18 protein-coding genes and 1 pseudogene are annotated in these 23,359 nt (G+C 70.5%); 15 read left to right on the top strand and 4 right to left on the bottom strand.

The genetic code is table 11. The features are described 5' to 3' along the window. Nucleotides 1–84: 84 nt before the first annotated feature. Entirely contained in the window at nt 85–1,455 is a 1,371-nt protein-coding gene (locus ACSYGN_RS36715) for an extracellular catalytic domain type 1 short-chain-length polyhydroxyalkanoate depolymerase (protein WP_460405742.1), read from the bottom strand. A 502-nt stretch (nt 1,456–1,957) separates the two neighbouring features. Between ACSYGN_RS36715 and ACSYGN_RS36710 the strand changes: the two genes are divergently transcribed. The 9 genes from ACSYGN_RS36710 to ACSYGN_RS36670 all read left to right on the top strand — a co-directional run bounded on the left by ACSYGN_RS36710 (nt 1,958) and on the right by ACSYGN_RS36670 (nt 13,452). Then, nucleotides 1,958–3,406 (top strand): 3-hydroxybutyrate oligomer hydrolase family protein, encoded by a 1,449-nt coding sequence (locus ACSYGN_RS36710; RefSeq protein WP_460404361.1) that lies wholly within the window; start codon nt 1,958–1,960, stop codon nt 3,404–3,406. Nucleotides 3,407–3,507: 101 nt separating this feature from the next. Further along, a complete protein-coding gene (locus ACSYGN_RS36705) occupies nt 3,508–4,302 on the top strand; it encodes a 3-hydroxybutyrate dehydrogenase (RefSeq protein WP_460404359.1) in 795 nt (264 codons plus the stop codon). A 105-nt stretch (nt 4,303–4,407) separates the two neighbouring features. Continuing rightward, entirely contained in the window at nt 4,408–5,790 is a 1,383-nt protein-coding gene (locus tag ACSYGN_RS36700) for an MFS transporter (RefSeq protein WP_460404357.1), read from the top strand. Nucleotides 5,791–5,881: 91 nt separating this feature from the next. Continuing rightward, the gene (locus ACSYGN_RS36695; RefSeq protein WP_460404355.1) at nt 5,882–7,822 is read left to right on the top strand and encodes a helix-turn-helix domain-containing protein; all 1,941 of its coding nucleotides are present in this window, start codon (nt 5,882–5,884) and stop codon (nt 7,820–7,822) included. 83 nt (nt 7,823–7,905) lie between these two features. Continuing rightward, entirely contained in the window at nt 7,906–8,673 is a 768-nt protein-coding gene (locus ACSYGN_RS36690; protein WP_460404353.1) for a TetR/AcrR family transcriptional regulator, read from the top strand. A gap of 5 nt (nt 8,674–8,678) precedes the next feature. Beyond that, on the top strand, nt 8,679–9,872 hold the full coding sequence (locus tag ACSYGN_RS36685; RefSeq protein WP_460404351.1) for an Acg family FMN-binding oxidoreductase: 1,194 nt from the start codon (nt 8,679–8,681) through the stop codon (nt 9,870–9,872). Between the two features lie 19 nt (nt 9,873–9,891). Beyond that, nucleotides 9,892–10,209: a hypothetical protein gene (locus ACSYGN_RS36680; protein WP_460404349.1), complete on the top strand. Its 318-nt coding sequence runs from the start codon at nt 9,892–9,894 to the stop codon at nt 10,207–10,209. 252 nt (nt 10,210–10,461) lie between these two features. Continuing rightward, nucleotides 10,462–11,526: a glycoside hydrolase family 19 protein gene (locus ACSYGN_RS36675; RefSeq protein ID WP_460404347.1), complete on the top strand. Its 1,065-nt coding sequence runs from the start codon at nt 10,462–10,464 to the stop codon at nt 11,524–11,526. Nucleotides 11,527–11,796: 270 nt separating this feature from the next. Continuing rightward, nucleotides 11,797–13,452 carry a beta-1,3-glucanase family protein gene (locus ACSYGN_RS36670; RefSeq protein ID WP_460404345.1) on the top strand — a complete coding sequence of 552 codons (1,656 nt, stop codon included), beginning with the start codon at nt 11,797–11,799 and terminating at the stop codon, nt 13,450–13,452. 237 nt (nt 13,453–13,689) lie between these two features. On the opposite strand, the gene ACSYGN_RS36665 is transcribed toward ACSYGN_RS36670, so the two are convergent. Next, a complete protein-coding gene (locus ACSYGN_RS36665; RefSeq protein WP_460404343.1) occupies nt 13,690–14,487 on the bottom strand; it encodes a TetR/AcrR family transcriptional regulator in 798 nt (265 codons plus the stop codon). Nucleotides 14,488–14,575: 88 nt separating this feature from the next. Here ACSYGN_RS36665 and ACSYGN_RS36660 point away from each other — a divergent pair, with 88 nt between their 5' ends. The 3 genes from ACSYGN_RS36660 to ACSYGN_RS36650 all read left to right on the top strand — a co-directional run bounded on the left by ACSYGN_RS36660 (nt 14,576) and on the right by ACSYGN_RS36650 (nt 18,136). Beyond that, complete coding sequence (locus ACSYGN_RS36660) at nt 14,576–15,529, top strand: ABC transporter ATP-binding protein (protein ID WP_460404341.1); 954 nt, start codon at nt 14,576–14,578, stop codon at nt 15,527–15,529. Next, nucleotides 15,526–17,142, top strand: coding sequence for an ABC transporter permease (locus tag ACSYGN_RS36655; RefSeq protein WP_460404339.1), 1,617 nt, complete (start codon nt 15,526–15,528; stop codon nt 17,140–17,142). The genes ACSYGN_RS36660 and ACSYGN_RS36655 overlap by 4 nt, the downstream gene beginning before the upstream one ends. A 244-nt stretch (nt 17,143–17,386) precedes the next feature. Continuing rightward, on the top strand, nt 17,387–18,136 hold the full coding sequence (locus ACSYGN_RS36650) for a hypothetical protein (protein ID WP_460404337.1): 750 nt from the start codon (nt 17,387–17,389) through the stop codon (nt 18,134–18,136). 130 nt (nt 18,137–18,266) lie between these two features. On the opposite strand, the gene ACSYGN_RS36645 is transcribed toward ACSYGN_RS36650, so the two are convergent. Together ACSYGN_RS36645 and ACSYGN_RS36640 are read right to left on the bottom strand one after the other, a co-directional pair. Continuing rightward, complete coding sequence (locus tag ACSYGN_RS36645) at nt 18,267–18,428, bottom strand: zinc-binding dehydrogenase (RefSeq protein ID WP_460404335.1); 162 nt, start codon at nt 18,426–18,428, stop codon at nt 18,267–18,269. A gap of 158 nt (nt 18,429–18,586) precedes the next feature. Next, a pseudogene (locus ACSYGN_RS36640) lies at nt 18,587–18,685 on the bottom strand (hypothetical protein); the annotation flags it as partial. A 314-nt stretch (nt 18,686–18,999) separates the two neighbouring features. Between ACSYGN_RS36640 and ACSYGN_RS36635 the strand changes: the two are divergent. The 3 genes from ACSYGN_RS36635 to ACSYGN_RS36625 are packed head-to-tail and all read left to right on the top strand — an operon-like array spanning nt 19,000 to nt 23,349. Further along, nucleotides 19,000–19,587, top strand: coding sequence for a hypothetical protein (locus ACSYGN_RS36635; protein WP_460404333.1), 588 nt, complete (start codon nt 19,000–19,002; stop codon nt 19,585–19,587). A 34-nt stretch (nt 19,588–19,621) separates the two neighbouring features. Further along, complete coding sequence (pabB, locus tag ACSYGN_RS36630; RefSeq protein WP_460404331.1) at nt 19,622–21,790, top strand: aminodeoxychorismate synthase component I; 2,169 nt, start codon at nt 19,622–19,624, stop codon at nt 21,788–21,790. Next, complete coding sequence (locus tag ACSYGN_RS36625) at nt 21,787–23,349, top strand: AMP-binding protein (RefSeq protein WP_460404329.1); 1,563 nt, start codon at nt 21,787–21,789, stop codon at nt 23,347–23,349. The genes pabB and ACSYGN_RS36625 overlap by 4 nt, the downstream gene beginning before the upstream one ends. Nucleotides 23,350–23,359: the final 10 nt, after the last annotated feature.

Raw genomic sequence — 23,359 nt, 5'->3', positions numbered from 1 at the left:
GCGCGAACATGGCTGTCATCCACACATCGACCCCCGCCGAGGTGTCGCCCGCCCCCCGTGTGGGCCCGGGCGGCGAAGTGAGGGTCAGGCGGAGCAGCCGGAGTCCGCGACGACGTAGTAACCGGGCGCGGTCTGCTCCAGGGTGTGCGTGGTGAACGTGTTCCACAGCCCCATCGACCGGCCGGAGCCCTTGGCGTAGGTGCGGCCGCCGCTCTGGTAGGCGCGTCCGGCGACGGTGTGGTCGTAGTTGCCAGCCGTGTGGCACGTGGGTGTGAACCCGGTGGTGGTCGCGGCCACCACAGGGGAGGGCGCGCCCGCCGTGCCCGACGCGTCCACGGCCGCCACGGTGTAGCTGTACGTCGTGCCGGTGGCCAGCCCGGTGTCGGTGTAGGAGGTCGACGTGGTGGTGCCCACTTTCGTTCCACGGCGGTAGACGTTGTACGACGCGGCGTCGGTCACCGCGTTCCAGCTCAGGTCGGCCGTGGTGGCGGTGGTCCCGGTGACCGTCAGCCCCGTCGGCGCGGACAGGTTTCCGGTGTCCTGGCCGTCGCCGCCGAGACCCCAGAACAGGGTGGTGCGGTAGCTGGAGCAGATGGTGTCGAGGTAGTAGGTACCGGTGCTGCCGCACTGCTCGGTGCCGCTGCCCGGGTCGACCGCGAGCCCGTGTGTCATGCCGGAGACGGAATAGACCTCGACCGCGGGCCGACCCAAGGCGTCGTCATAAACGCTCAGTGTGGTGCCGCCGCTGAGACTCTCGGTGCTGGAAGGCGTCTGTCCGATGCCCCACACGTCGGTCCACTGGTCGCGCAGTTCGCCGGCGTCGGCGGGCCGGACCGTTGTGTCGGCGGTGCCCTGCCAGATCGCGACGCGTGGCCAGGAGGCGGTGCCGGCGGGGGCCGCGGCGCGCACTGCATCGCCCCACTGGGCGGGGGCCTTGTCCGGCGGGCTGTACATGCAGGTGTACGCCGAGGAAACGCTGTCCGCGCAGTACGCGGGCAATCCGGAGTCGATGGCGCCGCCCGCGAAGACGTCGGGGTAGGCCGCGAGCATGTTCGCGGTCATGGCGCCGCCGGCGGAGAGACCGGTGATGTAGACACGCCCGGTGTCGCTGCCGTACCGCGAGACGGCTGTGTCGACCATCTGCTTGATCGACAGCGCCTCTCCCCGGCCGCGCGTGCTGTCGTCCGACTGGAACCAGTTGAAGCAGGAGTTGGCGTTGTTGGTGCGGTTCGTCTGGGGGAGGACCAGGGCGAAGCCGTACAGGTCGGCGAACTTGGGCCACCCTGAGTGGGAGTAGTAGTCGCCCGCGTCCTGCGTGCAGCCGTGCAGGGCGACCACGAGCGGGGCACCGGACGGCAGGTCGTCGGGTGCGTAGGTGTACATGGAGAGGTTGCCGGGGTTGGTGCCGAAGCCCGTGACCTGGGTCAGGCCCGCGGCGGACGCCTGCGGGCCCATGGCGACCAGGCCACCCGTGAGGGCCAGAGCCCCTGCGGCGGCTGTGATCCAGCGGCGGATGCCTCCGAAGAAGCGTCGGCCCCTGCCGGAGCGGTCCGAGCGGTCCGAGCGGTCCGAGGGGTTCGAGGGGTTCGAGGGGTTCGAGGGGTGCGACTGTCCCATGACGACTGCCTCCTGATGGATGAACTCGCCGTTCGCCGACAGCGGTTCGGGGCCCGGTACCGGCGTGGCCTGAATCATCGGGGCACCCGTGGCGAAGTTGGCATGGGCTTGCCACTCAGGGCCGGCGGGGGCTCTGTGTGACCGCCATCCATGGCCGCGTCCGCGACGGGCGTGTAGGGCGGGAGCCCGCAGGACAGGTCCCGTTCCGATCCCACCGGCAGGGTGGTGTCCCGGACCACCACCGCCGGGAGAAGGACGGTGGTGGTCCGGCCTCTATGCCCGGGGGAACCGACGCCATAGCCTCCGGCGCGTCCTTGCACGCGATCTCGGAGGCACACTGATGCGTTCTTCCTCCAGTTCCCCGTCACGTCGTCGGCCGCGGGTTCTCCCGGCGGCCCTCGCCCTGACCGCCCTCGTCCTCACCCCCGTACCCGCCACGGCCGCATCAAGGGACCCAGGCGGCCCCTGCGAGAACCTGGCGCAGGCGCGCGTACCGGGTGCCGAGTACCAGCAGGCAGCGTGTCTGGACGAGTTGACCACGGCGGGCACGGTCGCCTCGGGACACACAGACCCGGCCGACTGGGCCGGGCTGACGCCGAAGGACCTCACCGTGCCCAGCGGGGTCCCCGGCATACAGATCGACGGCTACTTCCCCGACACCTCCACCACCAACACCGACCACGGCTGGAACCACGACGCCCAGTTCGTCATCCGCCTGCCAGGCCGGTGGAACGGTGGTCTGGTGGTCGCCGGCACCCCCGGCAACCGTGAGCAGTACGCCAACGACCGCGCCATCTCCGACTGGGTGCTCTCCCGCGGCTACGCCTACGCCGCCACGGACAAGGGCAACACCGGCCTCGCTTTCTATCGGGACGGGAAGATGCCGGGCGATGCCATCGCCGAGTGGAACGACCGGCTCACCCAGCTCACCCGCGCCGCCCGGGCCACGGTCGCCCGGCGCTACCACCGTCCACTGTCACGCACTCTGGTGACGGGCATGTCCAACGGCGGATACCTGGTGCGTTGGCAGTTGGAGAACCACCCCGAGCTCTACGACGGGGGCGTCGACTGGGAGGGCACCCTGTGGCGCTCCGACGGGCCGACCCTGCTGGACTTCCTGCCCAAGGCACTGCGCCACTATCCCGTCCACGCCGCCGGGGGCGAGGGCGCACAGCAGGCGCGGGAAGCCCTGCACGCCGCGGGGTTCCCGGCCGGGTCGGAGTTCCTCTGGCCCTACCACTACCAGGTCTACTGGGACCTGACCCAGCGCATCTACCGCGAGGCACTGGACCCCGGCTTCGACGGGCCGACCGAGGCGGGCACCCCGTACTGTGCGACGGGCACACCGCAGTGTGACACCGACTACGACCTCACGGTGCACCCCGACAGCGTCAGGAAGGCGGTTCGGAAGATCGCGCTCACCGGGCGGATCGGCAAGCCGCTGATCACCGTGCACGGCACCCTGGACGTCCTGCTGCCGATCAGTCAGGACTCCGACATCTACGCCCGCATGGTGCGCGAGGCCGGCCGCGGCAGGCTGTACCGCTACTACCGCATCGGCGGCGGCACCCACACCGACGCGCTGTTCGACACGTTCCCTGACCGGCTGCGTCCGCTCACGCCGTGCTACCGGGCGGCGTTCACGGCGCTCGACGGCTGGCTCACCACGGGCCGGCGGCCGCCCGCCTCCCGCACCGTCGCCCGGCCCGAGGGGGCGGACGCCGCGACCCTCCTGGACGACTGCCCCCTCGGCGGACGGGACAGCACCCGCCTCTCGTCCGCGTCCTGACCCGTCGTTCGCGCCATGGTGAGGGACACCACCTCCGGGGCACGGTTTGTAGCTGTCGCCCCCATGGGAGGAGACCGCGCCTCTCTTTACTGTTTCCCGCCATGACGAACACGTTTTCCGCCCCGGCTCCCTTGCCGCCCCCCGGCGCCGCGGTCGACCTGAGCGGGCGAGCGGCTCTGGTGACCGGCGGCGGCAGCGGTATCGGCCGGGCCTGTGTGCTCGCTCTGGCGCAGGCTGGGGCCCTTGTGCACGTGGCCGACCGGGATGCCGCGGCGGCGAAGGCAGTCGCGGAGATGGCAGGCGGTGAGGCGCACGTGGTCGATCTCGCGGACGGGGGAGCCGTCGATCTCCTGCCGCCCGGGGTCGACATCCTCGTCAACAACGCCGGCCTCCAGCACGTGGCCCCCCTCACGGAGTTCCCGACGGAGCGGTTCGAACTGATCCAGAAGGTGATGGTCACCGCTCCGTTCCTGCTGATGCGCCGGGTCCTGCCCCACATGTACGCGCGGGGCTGGGGACGGATCGTCAACGTCTCCAGCGTCCACGGACTGAGGGCCAGCGCCTACAAGTCCGCCTACGTCGCCGCCAAGCACGCCCTGGAAGGGCTGAGCAAGGTCGCCGCGATCGAAGGCGCCCCTCACGGAGTGACCAGCAACTGCGTCAACCCCGGGTACGTCCGGACCCCCCTTGTCGAGGGTCAGTTACGGGACCAGGCCGCCGCCCACGGCATCAGTGAGGCAGACGTGCTCTCCGACGTCCTGCTGGCCCGCTCACCCGTCAAACGCCTCCTGGAGTCCGAGGAGGTGGCCGCCGCCGTCCTGTGGCTGTGCGGCCCCCACACCGGCCACCTCACCGGCGCCTCCCTGCCGCTCGACGGCGGCTGGTCCGCGAGCTGAACCGCCGCCGCACCGCCGCGCACGGTCCCCGTACCACCCGTCCCGCCCAGCCCCGTCCCCGTACCACCCGTCCTGCCCCGCCCCGTTCGTGAAACCGGTGAATCCATGGCTGACACCAGCACACCGCGAGGCGGCATCCGCCGCATCGTCGCCGCGAGCCTGATCGGCACCACCATCGAGTGGTACGACTTCTTCCTGTACAGCTCGGCCGCCGCCCTCGTCTTCAGCACGCTGTTCTTCCCCAGCGCCGACCCGCTGGTCGGCACGCTGCTCGCCTTCGTCACATACGCCATCGGCTTCGCCGCCCGGCCGCTCGGCGGGATCGTCTTCGGCCACTTCGGTGACAAGATCGGCCGCAAGAAACTGCTGGTCGTCAGCCTCCTGATGATGGGCGGGGCGACCTTCGCCATGGGCCTGCTGCCCACCTACGACAGCATCGGCGCCGGAGCGCCGGTCCTGCTGACCGTGCTGCGTCTGATCCAGGGCTTCGCCCTCGGCGGCGAGTGGGGAGGGGCCGTCCTGATCGTCTCCGAGCACGGCGGCGACAAGAACCGCGGCTTCTGGGCGTCCTGGCCGCAGACAGGTGCTCCCGGCGGCAACCTGCTCGCCACCGGAGTGCTGGCGCTGCTCGCCGCGTTCCAGTCGGACGCGGCCTTCCGGTCCTGGGGCTGGCGCGTCCCGTTCCTGCTGTCCGGGGTCCTCGTGGCGGTCGGCCTGTGGATCCGCCTCTCGCTGTCCGAGTCCCCGGTGTTCCTGGCCGAGCAGGCCAAAGCCGAGGCGGCCGCGGCGCGGGGCGTGAAGGAGAAGGCTCCGGTCGTCGAGGTGTTCCGGCGCAGCTGGCGCGAGGTCCTGTCCGCCATCGGCACGCGGTTCGGCGAGAACATCTCGTATTACATCCTCACCTCCTTCCTCCTGGTGTACGTCACCGAGCACCTGGACCTTCCGAAGAGCACCGCACTGAACGCGGTCCTGATCGGCTCGGCCGTGCACTTCGTCACGATCCCCGCATGGGGTGCGCTGTCCGACCGCGTCGGCCGGCGGCCGGTCACACTGATCGGCTCCGTGGGCATGGCCGTCTGGGCGTTCGCCTTCTTCGGCCTCCTCGACTCCACGTCGTTCCCCGTGATGACCCTGGCCGTCACCGTCGGACTGCTGCTGCACGGTGCGATGTACGGGCCGCAGGCCGCGTTCATCTCCGAGATGTTCGACACCAGGGTCCGCTACTCCGGCGCATCGGTGGGCTCTCAGCTCGCCTCCATCCTCGCCGGGGCTCTCGCCCCTGTCATCGCCGTCGAACTCCTCAAGGACTACGGCTCCGCCACCCCCGTCAGCCTCTACCTCTGCGGGGCGGCCGTGGTCACCACCGTCACCGTGGCGATCACCCGGGAGACCCTGGGCCGCGACCTGGCCCGCTCGCGGGACGGAGAGCCGGCCGCCGCCCCCGCCGCCCCCGCGGTCGACCCGGCAGTGACGCCGCCGCTCTCGTGAACCGCCCGGTCTGCCGCGATGATGTGCGAGGAACGCGGCAGACCCGGCCCGCGTCGCCGGACACCGCGACACCCGCCCGCGAGGAGGCCCGATGACCGCCGACCGCCGAGCCGACGCCCGGATGCCGACGGCTGCCGAGGCGGCCGCGCGTCGCCTGCTGGACCTCCTCGCCGCCGACGCTCCCACGGAGGAACTCGCCCTCCAGCCGGCCCGCTCGCGTGCCGACGGAGCCGACCCGGCGGACATGGTCCACATCGAGAAGAGCACAGGCGCCGCCCTGTCCGTGCGGCGGGTACTCGACCAGCACCGCCGCCGGGAGGCGGAACTGGTGGCGCTGTTCGACACCGCGGGCGATCTGGCCGGCCTGCGGGACCTCGACGCCGTGCTGCGCGCCATCGTCCGGCGGGCCCGCACCCTGCTCGGTGCCGACGTCGCCTATCTCACCCTCAACGATCCGACCGCGCACGACACGTTCATGCGCGTCACCGACGGATCCGTCTCCGCGGCCTTCCAGCAGCTCCGACTGGGCATGGGAGAGGGCCTGGGCGGGCTGGTCGCGCTGACCGCCCGCCCCTACGCCAGTACGGACTACGCCACCGACCAGCGCTTCCGGCACACCGGGGCGATCGACGACGGGGTGGCCGAAGAAGGGCTGCGCGGGATCCTCGGCGTTCCGCTGCGGGTGGGCGAGGAGATCATCGGGGTGCTGTTCGCGGCGGACCGCACCCCGCGCGAGTTCACTCCCGACGCCATCGCCCTGCTCGGCTCATTCGCCGACCACGCTGCCGTAGCGATCGACAGCGCCCGGCTGCTGGAGGAGACGCGCAACACCCTTACCCGGCTCGAGGACGCCAACGCGTCGGCCCGGGTGCACAGCGAGGCGCTGCACCGGGCCTCCGACGCCCACGACCGCCTCACCAAACTGGTGCTGCGCGGTGCGGGCATCGACGAGGTAGCAGATGAGATCGCGGCGCTGCTCGGAGGCGGAGTGGCCGTCCACGACATCGACGGCAGTGAGCTGGCCCGGGCCGGGACCGAGCCGGTCACACCCTCCGCCGTCAGCCTGGCGGCTTCGCATGCCGACGGCCGCGCGGTCCACACGGACGACGTCTGGACCTGCGCCGTGCTGGCGGGCACCGAGCCGCTGGGCAGCATCGTGCTCACTGGACGGGCGGACCTCTCCGAGGCCGACCGGCGGCTGTTCGAGCGCGCCGCGCTGGTCACCGCGATGCTGCTCCTGATGCGCCGGTCCGTCGCCGAGACCGAGGACCGGGTGCGAGGCGAACTCTTGGACGATCTTCTCGCCGGCTCCACCGCGTCGTTACGCCGGCACGGCGGAAGCCTGACCCTGCGGGCCCGGCGTCTCGGAGTCGACCTCGCCCGCCCCCACGTCGTCGCCGTCCTCGACTGCGAGCCGCCGCTGCGCCCCCGGCTCTCCGCGGAGACCACCCGCACGGCCCGCAGGCTCGGCGGCCTGGCGGGGACCAGACACGGCCACATCGTCTTGCTGGCTCCCTGCGACCAGCCCGGCACCCTGGCCCGCACCCTCGCCGCGGACCATGCCCGCACCCTCGGCACCTCCGTCACCGTGGGCGCCGCCGGCCCCGGGTGCGGACTGGAGCCCCACGCAGCCCTCCACGCCGAGGCGGTGCGCTGTCTCAGGGCGCTCCATGCCCTCGACCGCACCGGCGAGGGAGCTGACATCGCCGACCTGGGCTTCATCGGCGTCCTGCTGGGCGACCGGGCCGACGTCGGCTCGTACGTCGAGCGCGTCCTCGGACCCGTCATGGCCTACGACGCCGAGCGCGGCACCGAGCTGCTGCGCACGCTCCACGCCTACTACGACCAGGGAGCCAGCCTCTCCCGCGCCAAGGACGCCCTCCACGTCCACGTCAACACGGTCGTGCAGCGCCTCGACCGGGTGGCGCACCTGCTCGGGCCCGACTGGAACACGCCCGCCAGGGCCTTGGAAACCCATCTTGCGCTCCGTCTCCACCAGTTGACCCGCGTCGCCGACAGCGCCGACCTGTGACCCGCGGGGGCATTCCTCGTCTCGCGCGCCGCCAGCGCGACGACGTTGTGGCGCATGTTTTGAGTTTTTGCTCTAATTAGAGTGTGAGCTCAAAGAAGTTGGAGGGTGCCAGGTCGCGCGCGGCCTCGGGCACGAAATCGCAGGCGACCCGGGGCCGGATCCTGGACGCCGCGCATCAGTTGTTCAACGACGAGGGCACCGCCGCGGTCAGCACCAACCACATCGCTGCCGCGGCCGGGCTCAGCCCGGGGAACCTCTACTACCACTTCGCCGACAAAAAGGAGATCATCCGCGAACTCCACGCCCGGTACGCCGCAGCGCACGAGGACCGGTGGCGCCAGGCCCCGGACGCACAAGTCGGCCTTGTGGCGCTGCGACAGAGCGTGACCGAGGGGGCAGCGCTGGCCTGGCGGTACCGGTTCTTCGAACGGGAGCGGCTCGCGCTGCTGCGCGCGGATCCGCACCTGTGCGCCGACTACCGCGAGGTGTACGAGCGAAGGCTCGTCCAGTGGCTGGACTACGCGGAGCAACTGGTGGCACACGGGTTGGTGCGTCCGCCGCGCCCACCGGGCACGCTTCGCCGTCTGGGGATCGCCGTGTGGCTGATCGCCGAAAACTGGCTGGCCTTTCTGGATGTGGTGGGTGATCCCCAGGATCCGGAGCAGGTCGCCGAGGGGGCGGATCTGATTCTGGTGGCACTGGAGCCGCATCTGACCGCCCTCGGGCGGCGGCAGTGGCAGGCGTCGGCTCCCGAACCGGGCAAGGGCGGAAGCAGCGGAATGACAGGCGGTTCGCAGGCCGGTGAGGCCGGCGTCGCAGACGCCCGGCACCGTCTTGCGGGAGAGGAGTAGGGGTTGTGGAGCGCAGCCGTGTTGACGACAAGCCGGTCGGGAGGCGCCGGGTGATCGGTATGGTCGGCCTGACCGCGGGCGCCGCCGCAGTGGCCGGGGCCGGGGGTCTGACCTGGCGGGCGGTGGAGGAGGGAGTGTTCGCCACCGGAACCGGGCCGGCCTACGCGGCCTGGGACCGGTGGAACCCTCCCGGTCGTGAGGTGCTGAACCTGGTCCGTGCGGGGGTACTGGCCGCCAGCGCGCACAACACCCAGCCCTGGCTCTTCCGAGTCGGCCGGGACCAGATCGACCTGTACGCCGATCTGGAACGCGGTATGGGCAGTATGGATCCGTTGCGGCGCGAGATGCATCTGTCGCTGGGCTGCGCCCTGGAGAATGTGGTGCTGGCAGGGCTGCCCAACGGCAGAAGGCCGACGGTCGTGCTGATGCCTGACCCCGCGCGGAGCAGCCATGTTGCGCGTATCTCCCTGAGCCCGGCGCCGGTCGCGCACTCGCCGCTGTTCGCCGCTGTTCCGAAGAGGCACACCAACCGGGGCGCCTACGACACCGGACGCCCGCTCTCCGCCGATGTCCTTGCCGGGGTGCACGGCCTGATCGGCTCCGGCTCCGTCCGCCTGCTCTGGCTCACGACCGAGGCGGACAAGCGTGTCTTCGGGGAACTCACCGTGCGTGCAACGGAAGCGATCATCGCCGACCCGCGGCAGGCCGCCGACGACTATGCCTGGTACCGCACCGGCTGGCAGCAGATCCAGTCCCGCAAGGACGGCATCACGATCGACGCCTCGGGACAGCCACCGCTGATCCGCGCGGCGGCCAAGCTGCTCGGCACCTCGCGCAAGCAGAACCAGGACGGATGGCTGCGGGCGACCCGGGACAGCCAGGTGGCCACCGCGGCGGCGTTCGGGATCCTGATGGTGCGCGACCGCCTCGATGCCGTCCAGCGCCTCGAGACCGGCCGGATCTGGCAGCGCACGCATCTCTGGGCCACCACCCGGGGGCTGGGTGTGCAGCCGCTCAACCAGGTACTGGAACGCATCGACAGGGAGGACTCCGCCGGGCTGACTCCCCGGTTCACCGACGCCATGGCCCGCTTGGTGCCGAAGGGATGGCATCCGCTGATGGCATTCCGGATCGGCCGTCCCACCGTCGATGTGGCGGCCAGCCCTCGTCGCCCGGCCGAAGACGCCCAACTCACCTGACTCGCAGGGGTAATGCACGATGAACGACGCGCTACGGACCTGGTGGAGCACCGGTCTGACGGCGATACTGGCCGCGCTGTACGGATGGATCGGCTTCGCCGCACACGGCGTGGACCGCGCCCTGGGCCTGACCGGTGCCCTGCTGATCCTCGCTGCTTTGCCCACCGCTCGCCGGTCCCGGGCCCTCGCCGTGGTCCTGCTGGTGTCGGGAGCGGGGCCGTTGGCCGTCGCGGCGTGGTGGAGCATCGCCGCGCCGCTGGTCGGACTGCTGGTCCTGCCGCTGGGCTGGGCCGCCATCCGCACCCAGTCCGCCCCCACGACAGACCCGAAGCGGTAAGGACCCGGGTTCCTGACCTGTCCGCCCAACACAGCCCCGTTTCTGCCCAGTTGACCGCTCTGCCGCCCTGGCCCGTTCTCTGCCGCTGATCGGTCTACGCCTTGACTGGTACAGACCAATGCGGTTGGGTGTGCCTCACACCCCCCACCACGGCCGGCCCCGCGCCGCGTCCTGTCCCACCGGTACGCGCACAAGGCTCGCTCTGTCCTGCCCGCGCCGGGTACGGCCGTTCTCCGTCAAGGAGTTGATTCCGTGTCGAGGCGCCGTATCTCCGCGGTGATGACCGTGCTCGCCCTCTCCGCCGCCGTACCCGTGCTGGTGCCGACCAGCAGCGCGTCCGCCGCCACCTGCTCGAGCTACCCGAGCTGGGTGGCCGGCAAGGCGTATGCCACGGGTGACATCGTCCGCTACACGGACGGCAAGGCGTACATCGCGGAGCACGACAACCCGGGCTACGACCCGGTCATCAGCACCTGGTACTGGGAGCCGTACGGCTGCGACAGCGGCACGGGCTCCAGCACCTGCGCGAGCTACCCGAGCTGGGTGGCCGGCAAGGCGTACGCCACCGGTGACATCGTCCGCTACACGGACGGCAAGACGTACATCGCGGAGCACGACAACCCGGGCTACGACCCGGTCATCAGCACCTGGTACTGGGACCCGTACAACTGCGACGGCGGCACCACCACACCCGTCGGCAACTTCGTGGTCTCCGAGGCCCAGTTCAACCAGATGTTCCCGAGCCGCAACAGCTTCTACACCTACAGCGGTCTCGTTGCCGCACTCAGCGCCTACCCCGGCTTCGCCACCACCGGCAGCGACGAGACCAAGAAGCAGGAGGCGGCCGCTTTCCTCGCCAACGTCAGCCATGAGACGGGCGGACTGGTCTACGTCGTCGAGCAGAACACCGCCAACTACTCGCACTACTGCGACTGGAGCCAGCCGTACGGCTGCCCGGCCGGTCAATCGGCCTACTACGGACGCGGCCCCATCCAGCTCAGCTGGAACTTCAACTACAAGGCCGCAGGCGATGCGCTCGGCATCGACCTGCTCAACAACCCGTCGCTGGTGCAGACCGACGCCGCCGTGGCGTGGAAGACGGCCCTGTGGTACTGGAACACCCAGTCCGGCCCCGGCACCATGACCCCGCACAACGCCATGGTCAACGGCGCGGGCTTCGGCCAGACGATCCGTTCCATCAACGGTTCCCTCGAGTGTGACGGCAAGAACCCGGCGCAGGTGCAGAGCCGTGTGAGCGCGTACCAGCAGTTCACGCAGATCCTGGGCGTCTCGGCGGGCGCCAACCTGTACTGCTGACCCGGTCCCCGGGCGGTCGTGCCGCTGCGCAACCGGCACGGCCGCCTTCCGGTCCCCTCTACTTTCCTGCGCCCGGCGACGGTTCCCGGCGGCCGTCCGCCACCGGAAACTTCACCTTCTGGTACGGGTGCTGTTGCGGGGAAGCAACGGTTCCGTTACTTGACCGTATTGGTCCAGTCCAATAACGTCAGCCTCGAACAGAACCCCACACGGGACAACACCCCCCACCGTCAATGATGTTGACGGGCCATCACCCCTCATGGAGGGCCTGTGGTTTCCCGACGTTCCTTCCTGGCCGCGGCCGGTGCCGTCAGCACCGCCGCAGCGCTCAGTCCGTTCTCTCCCCTCACCTCCAACGCGGCGGCAGCAGGAGTCTCGCTCCCCATCAAGCTGGCGAACAACTCCGGCCAAGGCACCGTCTACGCCTACATATCCGGCACCGACAGCAGCGGCTGGCCGGTCTTCGTCTCGGCGAACGGCACCCTGAACCGGCTGCCCAACCCGTCGTCCGCGGTGACCCCCATCGCCGACTACTCCATCCCGCTGGGCGCCTCCGGTTCGGCCGCAACGACCGTCAACCTGACCAACTACGTCATCGGCGGACGTGTCTGGTTCTCGGTCGGCAAGAAGCTCCAGTTCTTCGTCAACCCGGGCACCGTGCCCGGCGTGGTGCAGCCGGCGCTGGTCAGCTCCGACCCCAACTGGTCCACCAACTGGACGTTCTGCGAGTTCACCTTCAACAGCGCCAACCTCTACGCCAACATCTCCTACGTGGACATGGTGGCGCTGCCGATCTCGATGTCCAGCACCGGCAGCGGCGGCAACCAGTCCGTCAGCCCGCTGCCCTCCGGCGCCCTCGCCTCCATCGCCTCCGGCCTGCAGGCACAGCACGCCTCCGACGGAGCACCCTGGGACAGGCTGGTGGTCAGCGACTCCTCCGGCGGTGTGCTGCGCGTCATGGCGCCCTCGCACTCGCCGGTGGACTTCGGCGGCTACTGGGACGACTACCTGAACCGGGTCTGGAGCCACTACGCCTCCACCCCGCTGACCATCAACGGCCAGGGCAGCATCGGTTCCTACACCGGCACCGTCTCCGGCAACGCCATCGTCTTCTCCGGCCTCAACACCAACGGCGTGCCGTTCACCAAGCCGAGCGCCGTCGACATCTTCGGCTGCGCGTCCGGTCCGCTCTACAACTCCGGCGGGGACGCACGCGGGGCGATCGCCGCCCGGCTCGCCGCCGCGATCAACCGCAGCTCGCTGCTGGTCTCGGGCGGGAACAACAACCCCGACGGCGTGACACCCTCGCAGTACTACCAGGACTCGATCACCAACCACTACGCACGGCTCGTCCACAAGTACGCCAGCATCGGCTACGCCTTCCCCTACGACGACGTCGGCCCCACCGGTGCGGCCCCCGTCGACGGGCACATCCAGGACGGTGCGCCCACCTCGTGGACCATCACCCTGGGCGCCGGCGGCTCCGGCGGAGGATCGGGGGGCGGCTCGGGCGTCAGCGCCTACAGCACCATCCAGGCGGAGTCCTACTCGGCACAGAGCGGGACCACCACCGAGAGTTGCTCCGACTCCGGCGGCGGCAGCGACGTGGGCTACATCTCGAACGGCGACTGGCTGAAGTTCTCCTCCGTCGACTTCGGTTCGGCCTCCCCGAACCAGTTCAAGGCCCGGCTGGCGTCGGGTGCCGCGGCCGGCATCAGCGGCGCCATCCAGGTGCGGCTCGACAGCACCGGCGGCACGAAGATCGCCGAGATCAACTTCGCCAACAACGGCGGCTGGCAGAACTGGCAGACCATTCCCGCCAATATCGTCGCCTCCGCCACCGGCGTCCACGACGTCTATCTGGTCTTCTCCTCAGGCAGCGGTTCGGACTTCACCAACATCAACTGGTTCACCTTCACCAGCTGACCGTCCGGCCCCGGAACAGCAGACGTCGCGGGCCCAGCGCTTCTCGGCGGACAAGCGCTTGACTCAGGCGACGCTCTCGGGACCGTCCCGGCCGACGTACGGTTCACCCATAGCGGTGCTCGCAGCCCTCCCAGGGCGGCGGGCACCGCTGTCGGTTCGGCAGGCAAAGAGCCCGGGTTCCCTACCGAACGCTTCACGCCCCCTCGGGGCGGCAACACCGCTGCGCGCCGGGTGGCGTCAGCCTTCCGCAGCCTCCCCGGCGTGCCGCCGGATCGCGCATTCGACGCCGTCGAGGATGCGCTCAAGGCCGTAGGTGAACAGGAAATCAGGGTCGGCGAACCGCCTGGCCTCGCCGGGGTCGAAGGCGCCGGCGTCCACCGCCCGGCGCAGTGCGGGGAAGCGCTCCGCGTCGGCAAGGGCTCTCATTGCCGTGGTGTAGGAGGCCGCCCCTTCGGCGACCGGGACACCGCTTTCCCGCGCGGCGTCCTGCATGTCGGCCAGGACCCGGGCGTCCGCGAACACGTGTCCGTTGAGCAGCAGCAGGATCTGGGTCTTCTCGAACTCGCCGAGAGGTGTTCCGGCCAGCGCGCGCAGGCCGCGGTCCAGCCAGGTGAGCTGGCTGGGGGTGCCCATCCGCTCGGTGACCCGGATGCGCTCAAGCCACGGGTGGCGCTGCATGGAGGCCCGCAGTTCCCGCGCCCACGTGTCCAGGGCGGTACGCCAGTCGTCGTCGGGGACGTCGAGCACGGTCGGCGGCTCCCATGCGGCGTCGTGCATGAGGAGCAGGAGCTCGTCCTTGCCGGCGACGTAGCGGTAGAGCGACATCGTGGTGAACCCGAGGCGCTCGGCGACGCGGCTCATCGAGACCGCGCCGAGACCGTCGGCGTCGGCCAGTCCGATCGCGACCTGAACGATGCGCTCCAGGCTGAGTCCCAGTCTGGGCTTGCGCTGGGGTCGTTCGTCGGATCCCCAGAGCCGCTTCAGGCCGCTGGGCAGCCCTTCGTTCGCCGTCTCGGTCCGTTCGATCCCATCCACGATCTATAGTGTAGACGCAGTATATGTCGTACACTCAATGTACGGCATACATTCCGTGTTGCGGAATTCCGTGATGAGGTGACAGAACGTGAGTACAGCGATCTCGGTGTCCGGCCTGGTGAAGACGTTCGGGTCGACCCGAGCCCTGGACCGGCTCGACCTGAGCGTCAAGACCGGAGAGGTGCACGGCTTCCTGGGACCGAACGGCGCCGGCAAGACCACCACGACCCGGGTCCTGCTGGGCCTGCTCCGCAAGGACGGCGGGGATGTCACCGTGCTGGGAGGGGACCCATGGCGCGACGCCGTCGCGCTGCACCGCCGTATGGCCTACGTACCGGGCGAGGTGCATCTGTGGCCCAACCTCACCGGCGGCGAGGTGATCGATCTGCTGGGCGCCCTGCGGGGCGGTCTCGACCCGGCCCGCCGCGCCACCCTGCTGGAACGCTTCCAGCTCGACCCCACCAAGAAGATCCGCGCCTACTCCAAGGGCAACCGGCAGAAGGTGGCCCTGGTGGCGGCCTTCGCGTCCGACGCCGAGCTGTTCCTCCTCGACGAGCCGAGTTCCGGCCTGGACCCGCTGATGGCGGCCGTCTTCCAGGACGTGGTCCAAGAGGCGCGGCAGGCCGGCCACACGGTGCTGCTGTCCAGCCACATCCTGGCCGAGGTCGAGGCCCTGTGCGACCGCATCACCATTATCCGCGCAGGTCGGACCGCTGAGACGGGGACCTTCGACCAGCTGCGCCATCTGACGCGTACGAGCGTCGTCGTCGAGACGGCGCAGCCGGCCGGCACGCTGAGCACGCTGCCCGGGGTGCACGACGTGAGCACCGACGGCCGTCGTGCGCGCTTCGGAGTCGACCCCGGTGAGCTCAATCGTGTGCTGCAGCACCTCGTCGCGTACGACATACGCACCCTGACCAGCTCACCGCCCACCCTCGAAGAGATCTTCAAGCGCCACTACGGGGACGACGCGGCCACCACCGCCCCGGACGCCGGGGCCGCAGCGGACACCGCCCAGGCAGAGCCGGTGAGTTCACGATGACCGCGCTTACCGGCACGACCGCTCTCACCCGGCTCGCGCTGCGGCGCGACCGCTTCGCGCTCCCCGCCTGGGCACTGGGCCTGGCCGCCCTGATGGCCGGGTTCACGGCCATGGCGGCCGGGCTCAAGGAGGCGGATCTGGTCCAGGAGACCGAGTTCACCGCGGGGAACCCCGGACTGCGCATCTTCGGCCTGGCCTCCGGGGCCAGCGTCGGCGGCTACACGATGCTCCGGAGCTACATGCTTCTGGCGGTCCTGGCCGGGCTGATGAGCACGCTCGCCGTCGTCCGGCACACCCGGCAGAACGAGGAGACCGGCCGCGCCGAACTGGTGGGCGCCTCCTCGACGGGGCGGTACGCGTCCCTGGCCGCGGCTGTCGTCGTGGCGGTCTGCGCGAACATCGCGCTGGCGGTACTGACGGGACTGGCCATGATCGTGAACGGCCAGCCGGTGGCCGCGTCGTTCACGGCAGGGGTCTCCGTCGGCGCCGCGGGCACCGCTTTCGCCGGCGTCGCCGCGGTCACCGCGCAGCTCTCGTCGAGCTCACGCGGGGCCAATGGTCTCGCCGCCGGGGTGCTGGGGATCTCCTTTCTGCTCGCCGGTGTGGGCAACATGCTCGGCAGCGTCGACGCGAGCGGCCTGTGGGCGGAGAGCTCGTGGCCGGCCTGGCTGTCGCCGCTGGGCTGGGGTCAGCAGATGCGGCCCTTCGACGGCGGGCGCTGGTGGCCGCTGGCGCTGTTCGCCGTCCTCCTGGCCGTCCTGCTCGCCGTCGCGTGCGCGCTCGCCGGACGGCGGGACGTCGGCAGGGGCGTACTCCCCGACAGGCGCGGGCACGCCGCGGCCGCACCCGGTCTCCTCAGTCCGCTGGGCCTGGCCATGCGTCTGCAGCGCGGCACACTGCTCGGGTGGGCGATCGGCATGGTCACGCTGGGCGCGGTCCTGGGCGCCGTCGCCGACGACGTCAAGAACCTCGAGGGCGCCGCCCTCGAGTGGTACACGCACATGGGCGGCACCGACCGGATCGTCGACGCCTACCTCACGTCCGTGGCCGAGATGGCCGGTATGGCCGTCGCCGTCTACGTCGTGCAGATGCTGCTGCGCATGCGCGCCGAAGAGGCCGAGGGCCCCTTGGAGTCCCTCCTCTCGTCCTCCGTGAGCAGGCCCCGGTGGGTCGTGAGCCACGTCCTGAATGCGGCGGTCGGCGCAGTGGGGCTTCTCCTGGTCTTCGCCGTCAGCATGGGACTGACCGCCGGCCGGGTGCTGGGCGACACCCCGGCCCAGCTTCGCGCCATGACCGAGGCGGTTCTCGTCCAGCTTCCCGCGATCCTGGCGATCGGCGCCCTCGTGATCGCGGTCACCGGGCTGCTGCCGCGCTGGGCCGGACCGGCCTCCTGGTCGGTCCTCCTGGGGTCCCTGCTGCTGGGGCCGATGTTCGCGCCGAACGTGAAACTGCCGCAATGGATGCAGGACGTCTCACCGTTCACCCATACCCCGAAGGCCCCCGCAGACGGCATCACCGCCGCCCCCGTCATCACCCTGCTCGCGGTCTCCGTGGCCCTCGCCGCAGCGGGCTTCATGTCCTTCCGGCGCCGCAGCCTCGTCCTGCCGGCCTGATGCACACCGATCCGGGCCGGGGGCCGGACAGTGGACGGCCGAAAATTCCGTGGTCCAGAGCACCCGGGAAAATTTGAACATTCAAATTATTGGGCGTATCGTCCGGCATTGATTGAGGTTTCAAAGACCCTTCCCGGGGGTGTCATGGTCACCGCGCACACGGCGCGCACCGCGCATACCGTGCACCTCCGGATGGGTCTGGCGTAACGTTTCATCTAGCTCGGCTGAACGGACTCCCACCACCATGAGCAGCAAGAACAGAAAGGGCGGAAACGGCCCCCGAAAGGCGGAAGACCCGGGCCGCCGCGCCCGTGTGGCGGCAGCCCGTCGGCAGGCCGAACGCGATCAGGCCCGACGAACGCTGGTGCGCCGCACCGGCATCGTTGCCGGCGCACTGGTGCTCATCGGCGGCGTGGTGGCCGGTGCGATAGCCCTGAGCAACAGCGGGACCGGCGGGCAGGCGGCGTCGGGTGCCGACAAGATTCCGGCCCATCCCATCACCCAGGCCAAGGGTGCCGTTGCCGACCCGCCGTGGGCCGCTCCGGGGAATCCGTCCGCCCGGGCGGACGCGGCGGGGCTGTCGTTGCTCGGCTCCGAGGGTGAAGTGCTGCACATCCACTCGCACCTCGACGTGATCGTCGACGGCAAGGCTGTGACCGTGCCGTCCGACATCGGCATCGACGAGGCGCACGGCGTGAGCCCCTTGCACACGCATGACGCATCGGGCGTCATCCACATCGAGTCGCCGAAGAAGGCGGACTTCACCCTCGCCCAGTTCATGACCGAGTGGAACGTGGCGCTGACCGCTCACAACATCGGAGGGCTGAAGGCCGGCAACGGCAAGGAACTCCACGTGTACGTCAACGGCAAGGACTACAGCGGCAACCCCGGCGCGATCAAGCTCGGCTCGCACCAGGAGATCGCGATCGTCTACGGCTCGGCGGGCCAGAAGACCACGGTCCCGGGCAGCTACAACTTCCCGTCCGGCGAGTAGCCCTCGCCGGGCAGGCCGAGACGGCACCGGGTCCCTTCCCTCTGCCGTGCCCGCGGCCGCTGTGCGGTCTTCCCCGACCGCTTCTTGGTAGACGGATGTGGCAGGCGGGAGCGGGCGGTCAAGGCACGGCCTACGGCCGGAGCGCGATCTTGCCGTGGGCGTGCCCCCGTTCCAGTTCGCGGAACGCGTCGCGCACGCGCTCCAGGGGGTAGGTGCGGGTGATCGGCACCTCCAGATCCCCGCGGGCGGCAAGCCGGGCCAGCTCGCCGAGCACGACCGCGCACGCTGCCACGCCTTCGCCGTAGCCACGTCCCAGGACAGCCCCTCCGGACGCGAGGTCAGATTCACGTCGTCGACCACGACGAACTCCGCGTGGCTCGCCCTGTTGTGGGTGAAGCCCAGCACCTCGTCGCCCACCGCAAAGCCGCGCACCTGCTCACCGGCCTCCACCACGACGCCGGCCAGATCGCCGCCCTGCCCGAAGGGGAACGTGGCCGGCCAGCGTTTGTGCCGCGTGCCCTTGCAAACGGTGTAACTCTGATCGTCCACGGGCTCCGGTACGGGGCGAGCAGGGCAGCCGTCGCATGGCCCGCACCGGTCTATTCCTTAGTGGGCCATCCGTCAGTCGCACCGGGACACGGATGTTCTCCGATCGATTTACCGATGGGTGGGCGGATGTCGGCGGTGGAATCATTTCCATCGGTTGTGCAAGCGCTTCCCGGAATTTACGGGAAGTTGCTGCGAACGCTCGTCGACAGAAGCCGCCAAGGTGATGTAAGGCGGCAAAATATTCCGATCCGGACACGTGAAAGAAAGTCGTTGAAGATTTGAACGCGCTGTGTCCGCGGTGCGTATCGGGTGGGGTGACCAGCAATCCCGTTACCGTCACCGTCGCGTATCAGATGGTGCCGGGTCGTGAAGCCGACTTCCACTCGTGGGGGTGGGCCGTGCTGCGTGCGAGCGCACAGCAGCAGGGCTTTCTCGGGGGCGGAGTACTGGTCGACGCAGCGGAGGAGTGGCATGTGGTATACCGCTTCGACACCGAGGGCGATGCCCGGACCTGGGAGAACTCCCTGGCCGGGGCGTATTGGGCGGCGCACGCCGAGGGCCTCGCCCGGGAGACCGGGCGCCGCACGGTGCACGGCTCCAAGGCCTGGTTCGACTCCCAGACACCCAAGGCGCCGAGCCCGCCCGCACCCTCGCCGCCGGCGAAATGGAAACTGTGGTTCGTGAATATGAGTGCGGTTTTTCCACCCGTGCTCTTATTCAATCTGACCGTGCTTCCCTATCTCGGCAGCCTCAATCCACTCATCCGTACTCTGCTGCTCTGTCTCTGTGTGACCGCACTCGTCACCTGGATTCTGATGCCGCGGCTCCAGCGTTTCTTCAAGAAATGGCTGTACCCGCCGCTGCAGGCGCTCCGCGGACGACACAAACGGCGGACTGCCTAGGCCCCGAGAACGACACAAGGGAGGTGGGCGGCGGGTGAAAACCCTGCTCATCGACAATTATGACTCGTACACGTACAACCTCTTCCAGCTGATCGCCGAGGTCAACGGTGAGGAACCCACGGTGATTGTCCACGACACCCTGCCCGGGGATGTTCCGGACCTGCGGGAATTCGACAACGTCGTGATCTCGCCGGGACCGGGGCACCCGGCCGAACCGCGCGACTTCGGCATCGCCGCCCAGGTCATAACCGATGCCACGGTCCCCGTGCTCGGCGTCTGCCTGGGCCACCAGGGCATCGCCGTGGGGGAGCGGGGCCGGGTGGGACCTGCGCCGCAGCCCCGGCACGGACACCTCACCACCGTCCGGCACGACGGCCGCGGCCTCTTCCAGGGGCTGCCGCAGAACTTCACCGCGGTCCGCTACCACTCCCTGGCCGTCGCGGGGCCGCTCCCGGACACCCTGGAGGCCACCGCCTGGGCCGAGGACGGTGTTCTGATGGGCCTCAGGCACCGCGCCCGCCCGGTGTGGGGCGTGCAGTTCCACCCGGAGTCCGTGCTCACCGACTACGGCCACCGCATGCTCGTCAACTTCCGCAATCTCACCGCCGAGCGCGCCCGCAGCCCCCGTACGAAGAACACCGCGGTCCTCGCGTCCGCCCTCCCCGTTCCGCGCCCCGGATCCGGGAACGGCACACCGGCCGCCGCCGCCATTCCCCGCCCCCGCCGCTCCGCGCCCACCGCCCACCGGCTCCACTTCCGCCGCATCCCCGGCGCCGTGGACACCGAGACGGCCTTCACCCGCATGTACGCCGGCTCTCCGCGCGCCATCTGGCTGGACAGCTCCCGCGTCGAACCGGGCCTCTCCCGCTTCTCCTTCCTCGGGGACGACAGCGGCCCGCTCACGGAGTACATGCGCTACGACGTCGAGGCCGGCGTCTGCGAGGTCGAGCGGCCCGGACAGCCCGCACGCAAGGTCCGCGCGAGTGTCTTCGACTACCTCAAGCGGCAGTTGGCGACCCGCCGCATCGACGCCACCGGACTGCCCTTCGACTTCACCGGCGGATACGTGGGCTACTTCGGGTACGAGCTGAAGGCCGACTGCGGCTCCCCGAACCGCCCCCGCGCCCGAACCCCCGACGCCTGCTGGCTGTTCGCGGACCGCCTGGTCGCCGTCGACCACGAGGAGGGCTTCACCTACGCGGTCTGCCTTGCCGAGGACAACCCGCAGGCCGCCCGCGAGGCCGCCGACTGGCTCGATGCCGTCACGGCCCGACTCACCTTCGTGGCAGGGAAGGACGAGCCCGCCGCAGACCTGCCGCCCGGGGAGCCCACCGGCTCCGCCGAGCCCTGGCTGGACCGCGACCGCACGAGGTACCTCGCCGACATCGAGGCCTGCCGACGGGAGCTTAAGGCCGGCACCAGCTACGAGATCTGCCTGACCAACGCCGCCCGGATGCCCGCACCGGATGACCCGTACGCCTTCTACCAGGCGCTGCGCCGGGTGAACCCCTCCCCGTACGCGGCCTACCTGCGCTTCGGTGACCTCGACGTGGCCGGATCCTCCCCGGAGCGGTTCCTGAGGATCACCCGGGACGGCGTCGCCGAGGCCAAGCCCATCAAGGGCACCGCACCGCGCGGCGCCGGTCCGGAGGAGGACGCGGTCCTCAGGGACACGCTGGCCGCCGACGAGAAGACCCGCGCGGAGAACCTGATGATCGTCGACCTGCTGCGCAACGACCTCGGCCGGGTCTGCGAGACGGGCACGGTCCGGGTCTCCCGGCTCATGGCCACCGAGACGTACGCCACCGTCCACCAGCTCGTCTCCACCGTCGAGGGACGCCTTCGCGCGGACACGGACGCCGTGGACTGCGTGCGCGCCTGCTTCCCGGGCGGCTCGATGACCGGCGCGCCGAAGCTGCGCACCATGGAGATCATCGACGGCCTGGAGACCGAGGCCCGGGGCGTCTACGCCGGGGCGCTCGGCTACCTCGGGTGCAGCGGCGGCGCCGACCTGAACATCGTCATCCGCACCGCCGTGATCGCCGACGGGCAGCTTCACCTCGGCGCGGGCGGCGCGATCGTCCTCGGCTCCGACCCGGCTGCCGAGTACGACGAGATGCTGCTGAAGACCGCCGCCCCGCTGCGCGCCTATCACGAGCACACCACCGCCCCGGCAACCGCGGAACAGGAGGCGGCCCGATGACCACCCCCCGGTCCACGCTGGCCCTCGCCGACACGGACGCCCCCGGCGACAGCGACGCACCCGCGGACACCGACGCTCCCGGCAACCTCGCGGCCCAGCTCGCCGAACTCGCCCGGCGGCGCGGCTGGACCCACCGGCTGGCCTTCCACCAGGGGCACCGGTCCTGGACCCACGGCGAGGTGCACGACCTGGCCGCCCGTGCCGCCACCGTGCTCGCCGACCACGGCGTCGGCCCCGGCGACCGGGTGCTGCTCGCGCTGCCCGACTCGATCGCCTGGGTGACCGCGTTCCTCGCCACCGCCCGACTCGGCGCTGTCGCCGTCCTGGTCAACCCCGAACTCACCCCATCCGAACTGGAGTTCATGGCCGACGACACCGAGGCCGTGCTCTGCCTGACCGGCCCCGGCCTCGACGACCGCTTCCCGCGCCGTACCCGTCTCGGCGCCGACCAACTGGTCGCCCTCACCCGCGCCGCCGCACCCCTGACCGGTGCCCACCGGACCGACGCCCACTCCCCGCTGTACATCCAGTACACCTCGGGCACCACCGGCCGCCCCAAAGGTGTCGTCCACACCCACGGCGATCCGAAGGCGTACCACGACCTCATCGCGCGGCGCCTCCTGCGCATCACCGAGGACGACGTCACGCTGTCGGTGTCCAGGCTGTACTTCGCCTACGGCTTCGGCAACGCGTTCGCCTTCCCGCTGTTCTCCGGTTCCTCCGCGGTCCTGGTGGACCGGCGGCCGGGCCCCGCGGCCGTGGACGACCTCGTCGTACGCCACCGGGTCACCCTCCTCTACTCCGTGCCCTCGGCCTACGCCGCCCTGGTCGCGGACCGGGGCAGCGGGCACAGCGCCTGCTTCGCCTCCGTGCGCGCCGCAGTCTCGGCCGGCGAGGGCATGCCCGCCGGGCTCGGGGCGCGGGTCACCGAGCTCCTCGGCGCACCCGTCCTGGAGCAGATCGGCTCCACGGAGGCCGGGCACGCCTTCTGCGCCAACAGCTTCAGCCACAACCACCCGGGCACCGTCGGCCGCCCCGTCCCCGGCTTCGAGGTCGAGCTGCGCGATGGCTCGGGGCAGCCCGTGCCGGACGGCGAGGAGGGTGAACTCTGGGTGCACGGACCGACGTTGATGCCCGGCTACCTCAACCGGCCGGAGGACAGCGCCCGCACCCTGGTCGACGGCTGGCTCGCCACCCGGGACCGGGCACGCCGCGAACCCGACGGCACCTTCCGGCACCTGGGCCGCGCCGACGACATGGAGATGGTCGGCGGGATCACCCTCTCCCCACTGGAGGTCGAGGCGCTGCTGCGTACGCACCCGGCGGTCAGGGAGGTCGCCGTGGCCGCCGTCACCGATGCGCGCGGCGCGAGCAGACTGCGGGCGTTCGTCGTCCCGGTCACCCCCATCCCGCCAGGACTGGAGGCCGAACTGATCTGCCTCGCCCGGGAAAAGCTCGCCGCCTTCAAGGTCCCCCGCAGCGTCAGCTTCGTCGGCTCGCTGCCCCGCACACCATCCGGAAAGCTCCGCCGCCACCTCGTCCGCCAGGGCGCCTGGTGACCCTGCAGAA

The sequence above is a fragment of the Streptomyces sp. YIM S03343 genome, from assembly GCF_054729195.1.
The sequence above is the reverse complement of the archived record's forward strand: the minus strand, read 5'-3'. Positions and strand labels throughout refer to the sequence as shown.

Bases quoted from the DNA above. Each gene is read 5' to 3' on its own strand.
- ACSYGN_RS36715 (WP_460405742.1), bottom strand. From the start codon at position 1,455: ATGGGCCCGCAGGCGTCCGCCGCGGGCCTGACCCAGGTCACGGGCTTC.
- ACSYGN_RS36710 (WP_460404361.1), top strand. From the start codon at position 1,958: ATGCGTTCTTCCTCCAGTTCCCCGTCACGTCGTCGGCCGCGGGTTCTC.
- ACSYGN_RS36705 (WP_460404359.1), top strand. From the start codon at position 3,508: ATGACGAACACGTTTTCCGCCCCGGCTCCCTTGCCGCCCCCCGGCGCC.
- ACSYGN_RS36700 (WP_460404357.1), top strand. From the start codon at position 4,408: ATGGCTGACACCAGCACACCGCGAGGCGGCATCCGCCGCATCGTCGCC.
- ACSYGN_RS36695 (WP_460404355.1), top strand. From the start codon at position 5,882: ATGACCGCCGACCGCCGAGCCGACGCCCGGATGCCGACGGCTGCCGAG.
- ACSYGN_RS36680 (WP_460404349.1), top strand. From the start codon at position 9,892: ATGAACGACGCGCTACGGACCTGGTGGAGCACCGGTCTGACGGCGATA.
- ACSYGN_RS36655 (WP_460404339.1), top strand. From the start codon at position 15,526: ATGACCGCGCTTACCGGCACGACCGCTCTCACCCGGCTCGCGCTGCGG.
- ACSYGN_RS36650 (WP_460404337.1), top strand. From the start codon at position 17,387: ATGAGCAGCAAGAACAGAAAGGGCGGAAACGGCCCCCGAAAGGCGGAA.
- ACSYGN_RS36625 (WP_460404329.1), top strand. From the start codon at position 21,787: ATGACCACCCCCCGGTCCACGCTGGCCCTCGCCGACACGGACGCCCCC.